At 51.9% G+C, this 13982-nt stretch carries 17 protein-coding genes; 9 read left to right on the top strand and 8 right to left on the bottom strand.

Translation table 11 applies throughout. The annotated features are described in order from the left end of the window. Positions 1 to 180: 180 nt before the first annotated feature. The gene (locus AC6IB1_RS17840) at positions 181 to 1044 is read right to left on the bottom strand and encodes a YicC/YloC family endoribonuclease (RefSeq protein ID WP_497567736.1); all 864 of its coding nucleotides are present in this window, start codon (positions 1042 to 1044) and stop codon (positions 181 to 183) included. 187 nt (positions 1045 to 1231) lie between these two features. Here AC6IB1_RS17840 and rph point away from each other — a divergent pair, with 187 nt between their 5' ends. Together rph and pyrE are read left to right on the top strand one after the other, a co-directional pair. Then, the gene (rph, locus tag AC6IB1_RS17845; protein ID WP_497567737.1) at positions 1232 to 1948 is read left to right on the top strand and encodes a ribonuclease PH; all 717 of its coding nucleotides are present in this window, start codon (positions 1232 to 1234) and stop codon (positions 1946 to 1948) included. A 93-nt stretch (positions 1949 to 2041) separates the two neighbouring features. Then, positions 2042 to 2683: an orotate phosphoribosyltransferase gene (gene pyrE / locus AC6IB1_RS17850; RefSeq protein ID WP_497567738.1), complete on the top strand. Its 642-nt coding sequence runs from the start codon at positions 2042 to 2044 to the stop codon at positions 2681 to 2683. A 66-nt stretch (positions 2684 to 2749) separates the two neighbouring features. Here pyrE and slmA read toward each other — a convergent pair whose 3' ends face one another. From slmA to coaBC, 3 genes are all read right to left on the bottom strand, one after another. Next, complete coding sequence (gene slmA / locus AC6IB1_RS17855; RefSeq protein ID WP_497567739.1) at positions 2750 to 3340, bottom strand: nucleoid occlusion factor SlmA; 591 nt, start codon at positions 3338 to 3340, stop codon at positions 2750 to 2752. Between the two features lie 207 nt (positions 3341 to 3547). After that, positions 3548 to 4003, bottom strand: a complete 456-nt coding sequence (gene dut / locus AC6IB1_RS17860) for a dUTP diphosphatase (protein ID WP_497567740.1) — start codon at positions 4001 to 4003, stop codon at positions 3548 to 3550. Between the two features lie 20 nt (positions 4004 to 4023). Next, positions 4024 to 5247, bottom strand: a complete 1224-nt coding sequence (gene coaBC, locus AC6IB1_RS17865) for a bifunctional phosphopantothenoylcysteine decarboxylase/phosphopantothenate--cysteine ligase CoaBC (RefSeq protein ID WP_497567741.1) — start codon at positions 5245 to 5247, stop codon at positions 4024 to 4026. 224 nt (positions 5248 to 5471) lie between these two features. Between coaBC and radC the strand changes: the two genes are divergently transcribed. The 5 genes from radC (at position 5472) to mutM (ending at position 8284) form a co-directional block, all read left to right on the top strand. Then, positions 5472 to 6146, top strand: coding sequence for a RadC family protein (gene radC / locus AC6IB1_RS17870; protein ID WP_497567742.1), 675 nt, complete (start codon positions 5472 to 5474; stop codon positions 6144 to 6146). Between the two features lie 291 nt (positions 6147 to 6437). Then, positions 6438 to 6674: a 50S ribosomal protein L28 gene (gene rpmB / locus AC6IB1_RS17875; RefSeq protein ID WP_005501506.1), complete on the top strand. Its 237-nt coding sequence runs from the start codon at positions 6438 to 6440 to the stop codon at positions 6672 to 6674. A gap of 13 nt (positions 6675 to 6687) precedes the next feature. Further along, positions 6688 to 6855, top strand: a complete 168-nt coding sequence (gene rpmG, locus AC6IB1_RS17880) for a 50S ribosomal protein L33 (protein ID WP_002535344.1) — start codon at positions 6688 to 6690, stop codon at positions 6853 to 6855. 105 nt (positions 6856 to 6960) lie between these two features. Then, on the top strand, positions 6961 to 7470 hold the full coding sequence (locus tag AC6IB1_RS17885; protein WP_497567743.1) for a hypothetical protein: 510 nt from the start codon (positions 6961 to 6963) through the stop codon (positions 7468 to 7470). A gap of 4 nt (positions 7471 to 7474) precedes the next feature. Then, positions 7475 to 8284 carry a bifunctional DNA-formamidopyrimidine glycosylase/DNA-(apurinic or apyrimidinic site) lyase gene (gene mutM, locus AC6IB1_RS17890; protein WP_497567744.1) on the top strand — a complete coding sequence of 270 codons (810 nt, stop codon included), beginning with the start codon at positions 7475 to 7477 and terminating at the stop codon, positions 8282 to 8284. Between the two features lie 30 nt (positions 8285 to 8314). Here the strand turns inward: mutM and coaD are convergent, their stop codons facing one another. After that, on the bottom strand, positions 8315 to 8809 hold the full coding sequence (gene coaD, locus AC6IB1_RS17895) for a pantetheine-phosphate adenylyltransferase (RefSeq protein ID WP_115659272.1): 495 nt from the start codon (positions 8807 to 8809) through the stop codon (positions 8315 to 8317). A 185-nt stretch (positions 8810 to 8994) separates the two neighbouring features. Here coaD and AC6IB1_RS17900 point away from each other — a divergent pair, with 185 nt between their 5' ends. Then, positions 8995 to 10032 carry a glycosyltransferase family 9 protein gene (locus AC6IB1_RS17900; RefSeq protein ID WP_497567745.1) on the top strand — a complete coding sequence of 346 codons (1038 nt, stop codon included), beginning with the start codon at positions 8995 to 8997 and terminating at the stop codon, positions 10030 to 10032. Here the strand turns inward: AC6IB1_RS17900 and AC6IB1_RS17905 are convergent. Next, positions 10025 to 10807 (bottom strand): glycosyltransferase family 2 protein, encoded by a 783-nt coding sequence (locus AC6IB1_RS17905; protein WP_497567746.1) that lies wholly within the window; start codon positions 10805 to 10807, stop codon positions 10025 to 10027. The genes AC6IB1_RS17900 and AC6IB1_RS17905 overlap by 8 nt on opposite strands. Further along, entirely contained in the window at positions 10804 to 11859 is a 1056-nt protein-coding gene (locus AC6IB1_RS17910) for a glycosyltransferase family 9 protein (protein WP_497567747.1), read from the bottom strand. The genes AC6IB1_RS17905 and AC6IB1_RS17910 overlap by 4 nt, the downstream gene beginning before the upstream one ends. A gap of 86 nt (positions 11860 to 11945) precedes the next feature. Between AC6IB1_RS17910 and AC6IB1_RS17915 the strand changes: the two genes are divergently transcribed. Continuing rightward, positions 11946 to 12662, top strand: a complete 717-nt coding sequence (locus tag AC6IB1_RS17915; protein WP_497569170.1) for a 3-deoxy-D-manno-octulosonic acid kinase — start codon at positions 11946 to 11948, stop codon at positions 12660 to 12662. A 50-nt stretch (positions 12663 to 12712) separates the two neighbouring features. Here the strand turns inward: AC6IB1_RS17915 and waaA are convergent, their stop codons facing one another. Then, positions 12713 to 13978, bottom strand: a complete 1266-nt coding sequence (waaA, locus tag AC6IB1_RS17920) for a lipid IV(A) 3-deoxy-D-manno-octulosonic acid transferase (protein ID WP_497567748.1) — start codon at positions 13976 to 13978, stop codon at positions 12713 to 12715. Positions 13979 to 13982: the final 4 nt, after the last annotated feature.

Raw genomic sequence — 13982 nt, forward strand, 5'->3', positions numbered from 1 at the left:
TAATGGCGCGGCTGGCTCAAACAGACCAGAACACGAATGACGATAAACTATGAAGTTATAGACAGGTCAAATGTTGTTAGCAATAATGGCTGCCCACCACTGATTTGGACGGGAGACAGAAAAGCCCTGTACTTACAAGTAAATAACAGGGCTTCTAAGGCATTCTTGGACGGGTAAAAACTATTCGATGTTTTGGATCTGCTCGCGCATTTGTTCAATCAGAACCTTCAGCTCAACGCCTGATGCGGTGATTTCTGTGCTGATAGACTTCGACGCCAGGGTGTTCGACTCACGGTTGAACTCCTGCATCATAAAATCCAGACGTCGGCCACAGGCGCCGCCTTTAGTGAGGATTTTCCGGGTCTCGGAAACGTGTGACTCCAGGCGATCCAGCTCCTCGGCAACATCTGACTTTTGCGCCAGCAGGATAATTTCCTGCTCCACGCGGTTGGCGTCGAGCTCAATCTTCGCTTCTTCCAATTTGGTCAGCAGGCGCTCACGTTGCCATTGCAGGATTTCCGGCATCTTCGCCCGCACTTTTACCACTTCTGCTGCGATACCGTCGAGGCGCTGTTCAATCAGGGCCTTCATGTTGCTGCCTTCGCTGGCGCGGGCAGCAATGAAATCATCAACAGCCTGGTCAAATCCTTCCAGCAGGGCTTTGTTGATCACGTCCATGTCCTGCTCTGGCGTTTCCATCACGCCTGGCCACTGCAACACCTGGAAAGGACCAATGTTGCCTTCACCGGAAACCTCTTTGACCCACTTAGCGGCGTGAATCACCTGTTTGGCCAGTTCCTCGTTGATTTTAAGCTCAGTATTGGCGGATTGGTTGGCTTCGAAACGCAGGTTGCACTCCACTTTGCCGCGGGCAAGACGGCTGCGGAAACGTTCACGAATGATAGGTTCAAGGCCACGGAACTGCTCTGGCATACGGATATAGGTTTCGAGGTAACGTTGGTTAACCGAGCGGATTTCCCAAACGGCGGTGCCCCATGTGCCCTTGATTTCCCGACGGGCGTAGGCAGTCATACTGTGGATCATTGAAGTTCACTCATCGAAGATAAATTTGCGTCATTATATGCCTTTCTGACTCGGGATGTCAGTGAGATGCGTCATGACGCTATTTGAGCCAGAAAAACCGGATAAAACGGCATTGTGTTAGCACCGGAGGCGTGAAGTCGTTATAATCGCCGGTTAACGAAATTCAGCAGATTTTACAGGTGAGTCTATGCGTCCTAGCGGCAGAGAAGTTGGTCAAATTCGTCCGGTTACCATTACCCGTCATTTTACCGCCCATGCGGAAGGTTCAGTGCTGGTGGAGTTTGGCAACACGAAAGTTATCTGTACCGCGAGCGTTGAAGAGGGCGTACCTCGTTTTCTGAAAGGCAAAGGACAGGGCTGGGTAACCGCAGAATACGGCATGTTGCCACGTGCAACCCACACGCGTAACCGTCGTGAAGCGGCGAACGGTAAGCAAGGTGGTCGCACCATGGAAATCCAACGTCTTATTGCACGTAGCCTGCGTGCGGCGGTGAACCTGGATAAGCTGGGTGACTTCACCATTACTGTTGACTGTGACGTGATTCAGGCCGATGGCGGTACACGTACTGCGTCGATTACTGGTGCAAGTGTTGCGCTGGCGGATGCACTGAACATGCTGGTGAGTGAAGGCAAGCTGAAAGAAAACCCAATGAAGGGCCATGTAGCGGCCGTGTCTGTGGGTATTTTCGAAGGCACACCCATTTGTGACTTGGAATATGTGGAAGACTCTGCAGCAGACACTGACATGAATGTGGTGATGCTGGAAGATGGCCGCATGATTGAAGTGCAGGGCACGGCAGAAGCGGAGCCATTCACCGCCGAAGAGCTAAATGCCATGTTGGCGCTGGCAACACAGGGCATTAAAGATATCGTTGCTATTCAGAAAGCATCGTTAATTGATTGATAAGAGAGCGGCTTCTATTGGAGCCGCTTTTTTTTAACTGGATTTTGTAAAAGAGGCATTCGCGCCTCAGGTAATTGTTCGACAGGAGAGAAAATGAAAGCCTACCAGCGTCAGTTCATCGAGTTTGCATTAGAAAAAGAAGTACTGAAATTCGGTGAGTTTACCTTGAAGTCTGGTCGCAAGAGCCCTTACTTCTTTAATGCCGGCTTGTTTAACACCGGTAGGGATTTGGCGCGTCTGGGCCGTTTCTACGCAGAAGCACTGGTGGATGCCGGGATTGAATATGACGTGTTGTTTGGCCCTGCTTACAAAGGGATTCCCATTGCCACAACCACAGCAGTGGCGCTGGCAGAGCACCATAATGTGGACACTCCATACTGCTTCAACCGCAAGGAAGCCAAAGATCACGGTGAAGGTGGCAGTCTGGTTGGCAGTGCGCTGGCTGGCCGTATCATGCTGGTGGATGATGTGATCACAGCGGGTACCGCGATTCGTGAATCGATGGAAGTTATTCAGGCTCAGGGGGCTGAACTGGCTGGCGTATTGGTGGCGATTGACCGTCAGGAGCGCGGCAAGGGTGAGCTGTCAGCTATCCAGGAAGTGGAGCGCGATTTTGGCTGTCAGGTGGTGTCTATTATCAGCCTTAGCGATCTGGTGACGTACCTGGAAGAGCAGGGTGGAAATCCTGAACATCTGGCAGCAGTAAAAGCGTATCGCGCAGAATACGGGGTGTAACCACGTTTGCTCTTAAACGAAAAAGGCTGCATGATTGCAGCCTTTTTACATCTATTGCCTGCACGATCATTGAATTTGTGCGCTCAACAGCAGCCAGTACTGGTCAAATTCTGCCGTTGGCAGGTGCTTAAAGTTTGAACGGACAAAGCGGTTCAGGTTTCCTTCCACCTGGGCCAGCAGTTGTGCTGCCAGCACAGATTCTTCAATGGGAAACCCTTTGCCTTCCCTTAGGCGCCGTTCACGGAGCACCTGGCGCACCTGGGTTTCAATCTTTTCAAACAACTGGTTAATGCGGCTTTGCAGCCTGTCTTGTTCGAACATCAATGCATGACCTGTCATGATGCGGGTCAGGCCTGGATTGCGCTCACCAAAAACAAGCAGAAGTTGCAGAATCAGACGCAGTCGGGTCAGGGTATCTTTTTCGTCACTTTGAATGCGGTTGATGCGGGTGAGTAATGACTCTTCGATAAACTCGATCAAGCCTTCAAACATGCGTGCTTTGCTGGGGAAATGTCTGTAAAGCGCCGCTTCAGAAACACCGACCTGCGCAGCAAGCTTTGCAGTAGTAATGCGTTGGCTGCCTTGGTTGGACTCCAGCATTTGGGCCAGAGCCTGAAGAATTTCCTCTCTGCGATTCTGTTTTCTTTGACCAGCCATGAATAGATGGTTCCTTTGTTGTTCTAGGGGTCACAGACCCAAATATCGGCTGAAGAGCCGCTATCTTAACGATGAACTCTCTGTATTAAAAGAATAATGCGCTATGGATGTAGACAGTGCCTGTAGGGATGTCTGAAAGCGTGAATGCGGCATGAAAAATACCACGCATTTGTGGCATTTTTCAGACTTTTCACTGGGTTAACACGGTTATTTTGTGCCTGAATGCCCGAATCCACCAGCACCACGCGCTGTTTCGTCGAACGTTTCCACAATATTAAATTCAGCTTGGACCACCGGCACGAAAACCAGTTGTGCAATGCGTTCACCCGGTTCAATGGTAAACGTGGTGTTCCCGCGGTTCCAGCAGGAAACCATCAGCTGACCCTGGTAATCAGAGTCGATAAGGCCAACCAGATTGCCCAGCACGATGCCATGTTTGTGGCCAAGGCCTGAACGCGGCAGGATAGTTGCCGCCAGTGATGTGTCGGCAATATGGATAGCAAGACCAGTAGGCAGCAGTTCTGTCTGGCCTGGCTCCAGTGTCAGCGGGGCATCCAGTACCGCGCGCAAATCCAGCCCTGCAGAGCCTTCAGTTGCGTAGGCTGGCAGGGGGAATTCATTACCAACGCGTGGGTCGAGGATTTTAAGATCAATTTTTTTCATAACCAGTTTCCGCTGAATCGTTATTTCGAGTGATAGAGTGCTGTAATTTCGCTGACAAGCTGGTGGCCGATGTCGGCTTTGCTTGCCAGAGGCAACGCTTTGTCGCCAGTTGGCCAATACAGGTGTAACGCGTTTTGGTCGCTGTTAAACCCTTGTCCTTCGCGTGATACGTCATTGGCACAAATCAAATCCAGGTTCTTTTTTGCAAGTTTGTTGCGGGCATAGTGCTCAATGTCCTGCGTTTCTGCAGCAAACCCCACCGTAAAGGGACGGTTTTCTGTCATGGCGGCGACAGAAGCAACGATATCCGGGTTTTTCACCAGTGTGAGGGTCATGTCGTCCTGACCGTCCTGTTTCTTCATTTTCTGGTCGGCAATGTTTGCCGGCCTGAAATCAGCGACTGCGGCGCAGGCAATGAAAATTTGGTGCTGTCCGGCATGTGCATGCACAGCATCATGCATTTGCTGTGCGCTTTCCACATCAATCCGTGAAACGCCTGCCGGCGTCGGCAGGTTGACCGGGCCACTGATAAGGGTGACGGTTGCACCGCGTTTTGCTGCGGCTTCAGCAATCGCATAGCCCATTTTCCCTGAGCTGTGGTTGGTGAGATAACGTACCGGATCAATCGCTTCTCTTGTTGGCCCTGCGGTAATGAGGAAAGAAGTGCCGGAGAGGTCACCTTCGGTAAAGTGTTCTTCGACCAGATTTACAAGCTGCATTGGCTCCAGCATACGGCCCGGACCGACATCACCGCAGGCTTGCTCGCCACTCGCAGGTCCCCATACGGGATGGCCGCGGCGTTTCAGTGTGGCGAGGTTTTCCTGGGTCGCCACCGCCCGGTACATCTGCTGGTTCATGGCAGGAGCGAGGGCAACAGGCGCATCGGTAGCCAGGCACAAGGTGGTCAGAAGATCGTTCCCCATACCGGCTGCGACACGGGCAATCAAATCGGCAGTCGCCGGTGCCAGCAGCACCAAATCTGCCCACTTGGCGATTTCGATATGGCCCATGGACGCTTCTGCTGCCAGGTCGAGCAAGCTGTCTGCTACCGGATAGCCGGATACCGCCTGCATGGTCAGCGGGGTAATGAATTCTTTCGCTGCATGGGTCATCACGATGCGCACCTCGGCACCGCGTTCAATCAGGCGACGCGTGAGATCGGCACATTTGTAGGCAGCAATACCGCCACCTATGCCAAGCACGATATGTCTGCCCGACAGGGTCTTAGTGATTTTCTGGGCCATAACGAATTTAACCAATAGATAATGGGAGGAAAGATAGCATAAATAGACCGGTGATCGTCCATTGTGCGTCCACGAATGTGAAAACAGAAGTATCACCCAGGGAAATGTAATCATGTGCTTGCACAATTCACTGGGATTAGCGCTCTCATCGCAGCTTACTGCCGTACTACTTGACGGATACGATGGTGAGGATAACGCTCATGGTTTTCCCGATAGAGAATGCCATGTCGCTGAAAAATTTGCCGGAAGAGTGCCGGCCACGGGAGAAGCTGCTGGCAAAGGGGCCGGAAGCATTGACCAATGCTGAGCTTCTGGCCATTTTCCTTCGCACCGGTGTCACCGGAATGAACGCCATTGAACTTGCCCGCTATCTGCTGGAAGATTTTGGCTCCCTGCGCGGCCTGATGCAGGCAACGTTGACGCAATTCAGTGCAAGAAAAGGGCTGGGTGCGGCGAAATATGCACAATTGCAGGCGGTACTTGAGCTGAGCAAGCGCCACCTGGGCGAAACACTTGCGCGGGAAGATGCGCTGGCAAGCCCCTCCCACACCGCAAACTATCTGTCGCTGAAATTGCGCGACCGTCAGCGGGAGGCATTTCTGGTGTTGTATCTGGATAACCAGAACCGTCCGATTGCTGATGAAATCTTGTTTGAAGGCACCATCAATACCGCTGGGGTGTATCCGCGTGAAGTGGTCAAACGTTCACTGGAGCTGGGGGCCAATGCAGTCATTTTGGCCCATAACCATCCTTCAGGCATCGCCGAGCCAAGCAATGCCGATCGCCATATTACCCATCGAATTAGTGACGCGCTGGCGCTAGTAGACATTCGTTTGCTTGACCATATGGTGATCGGTGATGGTGACGTGGTATCCTTCGCCGAGCGTGGTTGGATTTAAGAGTATGTTTCATACTCGATCGTACTTTAACATCTTCTCTCTAATTCGGTAGAAAACCGCTGTATGGCGTTTTTCCTGGGGGCGAGCGAGGTTTGCCTCAGGTCAGCGTCACCTAGGTTGCTAAAAAACGATCGAAAAGTGTCAAAAGGATCTGCTCGGGACTTGAGCAATGCCGATTCACTTTGTATAATGCGCCACCTTTGATTAGCCTTGACCTTGAGCCTGACCTAGAAATTGCAGGAATGGCGGACAAGGTTAGCATCGAGCTGAAACGATTTTGGAGAGACATTCATGTCACGAGTATGCCAAGTAACTGGCAAGCGTCCTGTAGTTGGTAACAACCGCTCTCACGCTAATAACGCCACCAAGCGTCGTTTTCTGCCGAACCTGCAAACTCATCGTTTCTGGGTAGAAAGCGAAAAACGCTTTGTTAAACTGCGTCTTACCCCTAAAGGTATGCGTATCATCGATAAGAAAGGTATTGATGCTGTTCTTGCAGACATCCGTGCCCGCGGTGAGAACGTTTAAGAGGACTTAAAGAATGGCTAAAGGCATTCGCGAGAAGATCCGCCTGGTATCATCTGCTGGTACTGGTCACTTCTACACCACTGATAAAAACAAGCGTAACATGCCGGGCAAATTTGAGATCAAGAAATTTGATCCAGTTGTTCGTCAGCACGTTATGTACAAAGAAGCAAAAATCAAGTAATTGGTCTTTGCTTTGGTAAAAAACCCGGCTTAGGCTGGGTTTTTTTATACCTGAATGTCTGTCGTATCAGGTAGCATGGGAACACGAGCTTGATACTGAGAGTGAATGATGGCGACACCGTCCCGCAAGACGTTCAATAACTTCCTGATCCTGGGGGTTGTGGTGTTTATCACCTTGATAAACCTGCCGACATACCTTAAAAGCCAGTTGGCTGGAAGTGATGCTGAACGCCAGACTGAACAGGTACAAGCGGATGGTATCATCACGCTGATGCCGTCCGGAGTGGAGGTGCAATCCCTGCGTTTCCCGACATTCACCCTGACCTATGGCACGCCCTGGCAAACCGATACACCGCTTTCGGTTTCTGCATCTGAGTTAGCCCGTCGCTGGATAAATCTCTCCGGCACGGAAATTGATAAGCCAACCTATGACAAACTCAAGCCTGGCCTGAACAGGCCGGCCACACTGGTGGTTGACCGGGGAGAGTCGGTAGAGCCATTTCGTTTAACGTACTACCAGCTGCCCCAGTTCTGGCTGATCCAAAACTGGGAAAATCGTTGGCTTGCGGTCTCGGTTGATCCAAACTATCTGTTTCCAACCCACACACAGAACTAACAGGATGCCAGAGTTACCGGAAGTAGAAGTGAGCCGCATGGGGATCACGCCCCATGCCAAAGATCAGGTTGTGACCAAACTGGAGGTCAGGCAGCCCAAACTGCGCTGGCCTGTGCCGGATACCTTGTTCGACATTGAAGGCCAGACCATACGGGCGGTGAAACGCCGTGCCAAATATCTGATCCTGGATACCGATATTGGCTATGCACTGGTGCACCTTGGCATGTCGGGCAGTTTGCGTGTATTGCCGGAGGCAACCCCCGCAGGCAAACACGATCACGTCGATCTGCATCTTTCTAACGGCAAAGTGATCCGTTATAACGATCCTCGCCGTTTTGGTGCCTGGCTCTGGCAGGAAAAAGGGGACGATCATCCGGTCCTTGAAAAGCTCGGCCCTGAGCCGCTCACTGACGACTTTACCGGTGATTACCTGCTTGAGAAAGCTAAAGGGAAACGCACCGCCATTAAACCCTTTATCATGGATAACGCGGTGGTGGTTGGAGTAGGGAATATCTATGCCAATGAGTCCCTGTTTACGTCAAAGATTCATCCAACGCGGCCAGCAGGACAGCTGACCCGTGAAGAAGCCCAGACGCTGGTGGCCGAGATCAAGGCGGTATTGGCAACGGCCATCCGGCAGGGAGGCACCACGCTGAAAGACTTTACCCAAGCCGATGGTAAGCCCGGCTACTTTGCCCAGGAGCTGCGGGTGTATGGCAAACAGGGCAAACCTTGTCCGGTGTGTGGTGAGGTGCTTGAAAGCGTGAAGATTGGCCAGCGCAATACGGTGTTTTGCCCAGCGTGCCAAAAATAAACAACGCCCGCAGCTCGGGCGTTGCTGGCGTTACTTTTTCAGTCGTGAATTCAGTGCTTCCAGTACTTTTGGATGGACAAAACCACGGGTGTCACCGCCATGGAGCGCGACCTCTTTCACCAGTGTTGAGGAAATAAACGAGTTTTCCTCAGACGGCGTCAGAAACACGCTTTCCAGCTCTGGCATCAAACGACGGTTCATGTTGGCAAGCTGGAACTCATATTCGAAGTCTGACACTGCACGAAGGCCCCGAACCAGAATGTTTGCCTGGTACTGCTTGGCAAAGTCCACCAGAAGGCCCGAGAAGCCGACCACACTGACATTATCGAGGTGGGCGGTGACGGCTTTTGCAAGCTCGACACGTTCATCAAGCTCGAACAGCGGCTTTTTGCTTGGGCTTGCGGCAATGCCGACCACGACGTCATCAAACATGGATGCCGCACGCTCCACCAGATCAACATGGCCATTGGTAATAGGATCAAAAGTACCCGGGTAAATCACGCGGGTGATGGCTTTCTTGCTCACAGTCGTATCCTGCAATTTTCTGAACTGGCGACATGCTATCAAAAACGCGTGACATTTTATTCCCCGTCATAGGATGAAGTCATAAAAACAGCAATGCATACGACACTTTTTCTTTTTACCCAATACTTAGCGACAGGCCGTTCATCAGGTATGATCGGTGCAGAATACGGCATCAGGTAGATACAATGAAAAAAATCCTTGTCATCAGAAACGATAAGATTGGCGATTTCATGCTTGCATGGCCTGCATTTGCCATGTTGAAACAATCCCTGCCGGACGTGGAAATTACCGCATTGGTGCCTTCCTATACCAAAGCATTGGCAGAACTCTGTCCATCGATAGACAAGGTGTTGGTCGATGGTGGTAAAAACGCGGATAAGCAGCGTAAAAAAGCGCTTGTCAGCCAAATCAGGGCCGAACGGTTTGACGCGTCTATTTGCCTGTTCTCAGACAGCTACAACGCGATGCTGGTTTGGAAAGCCGGGGTGCCTTTTCGCTTGGCACCGGCGACTAAAATTTGCCAGTTTTTGTATAATCACCGCGTGACGCAACGCCGATCGCAGTCCGCAAAACCTGAGTTTGAGTATAACCTCGACCTTATCCGCGCGTTTCTGGCAACGCTGGGCGTTGAAGCAAAAGAACCCCATGCTCCCTATCTTGCTTTTGAGAACAGCATCTTGCTTGCGCAAAAGCAAAAACTCTCGTCAGCATTGGGGCTGGATCCCAATAAGCCCTGGTTTTATGTGCACGCAGGGAGCGGCGGATCGGCAAATAACCTGTCACTTCAGCAGTATGCTGGCTTGGTGGCGGGTATCGCTTCTGAACATGAGGTTGAATGGGTGCTGACTGCCGGGCCGGGAGAACAAGAAAAAGCGTCAGCGCTTCAGTCTCTCCTTGCGGAAAAGTCCGTCAATGCTGCTGTTTATGACAAAAATGATGGCTTGCAAGACTTCACCCAATCCATTGCCTGTGCGAGTGCATTTATGGCTGGCTCAACAGGGCCTCTTCATATCGCAGCGACGGTCGATGTGCCAACTATTGGCTTTTTCCCGGCCAAACGCAGTGCGACGCCGCTTCGCTGGAAACCGATTAACCGCGAAGGGCGGCATATCGCGTTTGCGCCACCAGCCGCGAAAAACAAGGAAGAGGCGGCAGACATGTCAAAAATTGATATTGATGCCATTCTGCCGGACGTGAAGGGGTTTCTTGGCCGCGTTATTTAGCCGCTCGGCTGTCATTGGCGCGGATCCACAAATCAGCGTACTTCACAAAGGTGGAGTGCGCTGACAGCACTGCAATCAAAAAGCCCTGTTTGCCGTCTAAAAATCCCCGTTTCAGTACATACATTTTCAGGAAACACCCCAGAGCATGGAGGATCCCCTGACTGATGCTGCTTTTTTTGCCGCGGGCCTGGCGGCCATCTGCCCATGCTTTGGCATAATGTGCTGATTTCACCAGATAGTGGTTGAGGTCGCGATACGAGTAGTGGAGCAAATCGCCGTCCAGCACAAGGGTTTTCGCCCCTTCCGGATGGATGATTTTTTCATGTACCAATGCATCGTCATACTGGGTGTATTCCCGCGGGTAGACACGGACATGGCTGTAATACCATCCCGAGTGACGCAGGAAGCGTCCGAATACCCAGGTCAGCTCATTGACTTCAACTAATGTTTCTGTCGGTGGATTTTCCAGCAATTTGAGCAGGCTTTGCTTGAGCGCCGATGACACCACTTCATCAGCATCAATGGCAATGATCCAGTCTTTGGTCGCGTAGTGCTGCGCCAGTTGTTTCTGTTTACCAAATCCCGGCCACTCAGCATTCACATACACCTTTGCGCCAGCCGCTTCTGCAATTGCGACCGTATTGTCGGTGCTGCCAGAATCCACAACAATGATTTCATCGACCCAGTCCAGTGAGGCGAGACACTCAGGCAGAATGTGCTCTTCGTTTTTGGTGATAATGATGGCGCTGATGGTGGCGCGTTGTGCCTGGCTCATAACAGTTCCTCTTTCTCGGTGACGTCATCGAATCGTGCGATCACCGATTCAATCGTAATGCGTTGCATGGCGTTTTCATCTTTCACACGGGTGCGCCAGGAGACCTGCTCAACGGTTTTTCCTGTTTCAGCTTCAATGGCCTCGGCATAAACACTCACCACATAGTGTCGCCAATTATAGGGGCCGGTACGTGCGGGGTTGTGGTGGGCGTATAAGCCAATCACCGGTGTATTGACCGCATTGGCAAGATGGGCCGGGCCACTGTCTGGTGCCAGTACCAGTGATGCTTCTTTTTCCAGTGCCAGCAACTGGAGCAGGGTAGTTTTTCCGATGAGGTTTTTTACCGGTTGTGACAGCTGGTTCTCTATCGCCTGACCCAGCGCGATTTCAATCTGCCCCGGACCGCCTGCCAGAATCACGTCAAAGCCCTTTTTCATGGCATGTTCAATCACTGCTGCGTACCCTTCGGCTGTCCAGTTCTTAAAGGCCTTGCTGGCAGCGGGCGCGACGATGAGTGTCGGTTTATCGCGCAGTTGTGCTTTCGCCCAAACAATATCTTCCTTGGCGAGAGAGATTTTCCATGTCGGTGTTTGCGGTGCTAGCCCCAGCACTTCGGTGAATGCCATAAATCCATCAAGCACATGTGGGGAGGCAGGCGATGGCACCTTAATGTTGGTAAACCACGATTGCAGATCGCTGGCGCGTACTTTGTCAAAGCCAAGGCGGTATTTGGCCTTGATGCCCAGGGAAAGCACGCTGGCGCGAATCGCACTTTGCATGTGCAGGAGTGCATCGAATTGTTGCCCTTTCAACGATTGCCACACCGCCTTCATGCCCTTCATGCCCTGTTTTTTATCAAAAGCAATGACGGTGACATCCGGCAAAAGTGGTGTGAGCAACGCGGCTTCTGCTTTGCCAGCAATCCAGGTTATCCGGGTGTCAGGCCACTGGGACTGAATAGCCTGCACGGCTGCCATTGCGTTGCATACATCCCCTATGGCGGAAAGACGGAGTATGCAAAGAGACTGGGGTGGGGTGGTAAATAAGGCCATGATGATGCTTTTGTGGTTGTCTTGCCTGAAATTATGCAGTTGCCGATCTGCAATGTAAAATGCCTTTGACGAGAATGGGCCGATTAATGGGAGTGCCTGTGAAAGTGTTGGCTGAGAATAATACCCGGGTCTGGTTTGATGATGCGTTAATTGCAGCGGAAGAGGTGCTTGAGAGTTTCGACATTGCACATTGGCAGGCTAAGAATGCCGTGATGGGCTCAGCAACAGGACGGGGGACAACCTGGTTCGTTCAAACCGAATCGGTGCCTGCTGCACTTCGTCATTACCGTCGGGGAGGCCTGTTCGGCAAAGTAGTGAGCGACAGTTACTTTTTCACCGGCTGGGAGCGCACCCGCTCTGCGGCAGAATTTCATCTTCTTCATTACCTTCGTGAGAAAGGCATTCCCGTCCCGCGTCCACTGGCTGCCCGTGCGATGAAAGAGGGTCTTACCTACCGCGCGGATATTCTGGTTGAAAAAGTGCACGGGGCCCGTGATCTGGTGGATGTATTAATGGAAAAGCCACTCACAGAAGCGTGCTACCAGCATATCGGCAGGCTCGTCAGGCAGCTTCATGATGCCGGGGTTTGCCACACCGACCTCAACATCCACAATATTTTGCTTGATGGTCAGGGCGCGTTTTGGCTGATTGATTTTGATAAGTGTGGCCGCCGTTCGGGAGACAGCTGGAAAGCGGCAAACTTAAGCCGCTTGCAGCGATCATTTCGAAAAGAGGTTGGCAAGCGCCAGATCCATTGGCAGGCATCTGACTGGCAATGCCTGCTCAAAGGTTACCAAGGTTAATCGGTTATCCAGCGTGCTATGTAACCGGTGAGCTGTCTATTCAGAGCTATTTATCCCAGCCAGGGAGCAAGGGCATCGAGTGTCTTTTTCACCGCGCCACGGTTCTTATCTACCACCCCAAGCGCTGCCTCGCCGGCTTTTTGCCTCTTTTCTTCATCCTTGAACAGTGAGATAACCTGCTGTGCGATGTGATGACTGTTGTCACAGACGGTGCAGGCGCCGCTTTCAATCAGCTGTTCGGCAATGATCTGGAAATTGAAGTAGCTGGGGCCTGTGATAATCGGCTTTGCCAGTGACGCTGGCTCAAGCAAATTGTGCCCACCCACCTTTTCTCCGATCAAACTGCCTGCCATCAAGGTGACATCGCTGACCGCCAGTAAATTCATCATCTCGCCCATGGTGTCACCAAGGTACACACGGGTGTCTGGACCGATAGTTTGCTCCAGGCTGCGCCGTGCCAGTGCAAAACCTCGGGATTCGATAAGGCGGGCCACCTCCCCAAAACGTTCCGGGTGGCGGGGCACTAAAATCAGCAGCGCATCTGGGACGATCTCAGTGATGGCTTGATGAGCTGCCAGCACGATTTCGTCTTCGCCGGGGTGGGTACTGGCCGCGATCCAGACAGGGCGGCCAGTCACTTGTCTGATAAGTGCAGTCACTGTCGGTGAGTTGATATCGAATTTGGGGAGATCAAACTTCATCGAACCGGAAACAGAGACGTTTTCCCTGGCTACGCCAAGCTCGAGGAAACGGCGGGCATCATTGTCAAACTGGCAGAGGATGTGATCGATATTGCGTGATAACAGGTTGAAAAGTGGTTTAATGCGCTGATAACCCCGTTTGGATTTTTCTGACAGGCGCGCGTTCATCACAATGATCGGAATACCGGCTTTTTTTACCGCAGTAAGGGTATTGGGCCACAGCTCGGTTTCCATGATCAGCATGATTCTGGGGTTGGTGATGCCAAGAAAACCATGCACCGCAAAACTAAAGTCAATCGGCATGTACCTGTGTTCGATACCTTCTATTTTAGACGCGATATCAGCGCCTGTGGCGGTGGTGGTGGTCACCAGCACTGCAATGTCGGGATAGCGCTTTTTCAGTGCTTCAATCACGGGTCTGGCCGCAATCACTTCGCCTACAGACACCGCGTGCACCCAAATCGGATTGTCGCCTTTGAGGGCGGGTGTACGTCCAAAATGTTCAACCCAGCGTTTGCCTACCTTGGGTTTATTGTCTTTTGTCCGGTACAGGCCCAGTAAAAGAAAAGGGGCCGCCAGCGCCAGTAACAGGGTGTAGAGAATACGCACAATCAAGCCT

The organism is Grimontia sp. THUN1695, from assembly GCF_059704325.2.

Bases quoted from the DNA above. Each gene is read 5' to 3' on its own strand.
- AC6IB1_RS17840 (WP_497567736.1), bottom strand. From the start codon at position 1,044: ATGATCCACAGTATGACTGCCTACGCCCGTCGGGAAATCAAGGGCACA.
- rph (WP_497567737.1), top strand. From the start codon at position 1,232: ATGCGTCCTAGCGGCAGAGAAGTTGGTCAAATTCGTCCGGTTACCATT.
- pyrE (WP_497567738.1), top strand. From the start codon at position 2,042: ATGAAAGCCTACCAGCGTCAGTTCATCGAGTTTGCATTAGAAAAAGAA.
- slmA (WP_497567739.1), bottom strand. From the start codon at position 3,340: ATGGCTGGTCAAAGAAAACAGAATCGCAGAGAGGAAATTCTTCAGGCT.
- dut (WP_497567740.1), bottom strand. From the start codon at position 4,003: ATGAAAAAAATTGATCTTAAAATCCTCGACCCACGCGTTGGTAATGAA.
- coaBC (WP_497567741.1), bottom strand. From the start codon at position 5,247: ATGGCCCAGAAAATCACTAAGACCCTGTCGGGCAGACATATCGTGCTT.
- radC (WP_497567742.1), top strand. From the start codon at position 5,472: ATGTCGCTGAAAAATTTGCCGGAAGAGTGCCGGCCACGGGAGAAGCTG.
- rpmB (WP_005501506.1), top strand. From the start codon at position 6,438: ATGTCACGAGTATGCCAAGTAACTGGCAAGCGTCCTGTAGTTGGTAAC.
- rpmG (WP_002535344.1), top strand. From the start codon at position 6,688: ATGGCTAAAGGCATTCGCGAGAAGATCCGCCTGGTATCATCTGCTGGT.
- AC6IB1_RS17885 (WP_497567743.1), top strand. From the start codon at position 6,961: ATGATGGCGACACCGTCCCGCAAGACGTTCAATAACTTCCTGATCCTG.
- mutM (WP_497567744.1), top strand. From the start codon at position 7,475: ATGCCAGAGTTACCGGAAGTAGAAGTGAGCCGCATGGGGATCACGCCC.
- AC6IB1_RS17900 (WP_497567745.1), top strand. From the start codon at position 8,995: ATGAAAAAAATCCTTGTCATCAGAAACGATAAGATTGGCGATTTCATG.
- AC6IB1_RS17905 (WP_497567746.1), bottom strand. From the start codon at position 10,807: ATGAGCCAGGCACAACGCGCCACCATCAGCGCCATCATTATCACCAAA.
- AC6IB1_RS17910 (WP_497567747.1), bottom strand. From the start codon at position 11,859: ATGGCCTTATTTACCACCCCACCCCAGTCTCTTTGCATACTCCGTCTT.
- AC6IB1_RS17915 (WP_497569170.1), top strand. From the start codon at position 11,946: ATGGGAGTGCCTGTGAAAGTGTTGGCTGAGAATAATACCCGGGTCTGG.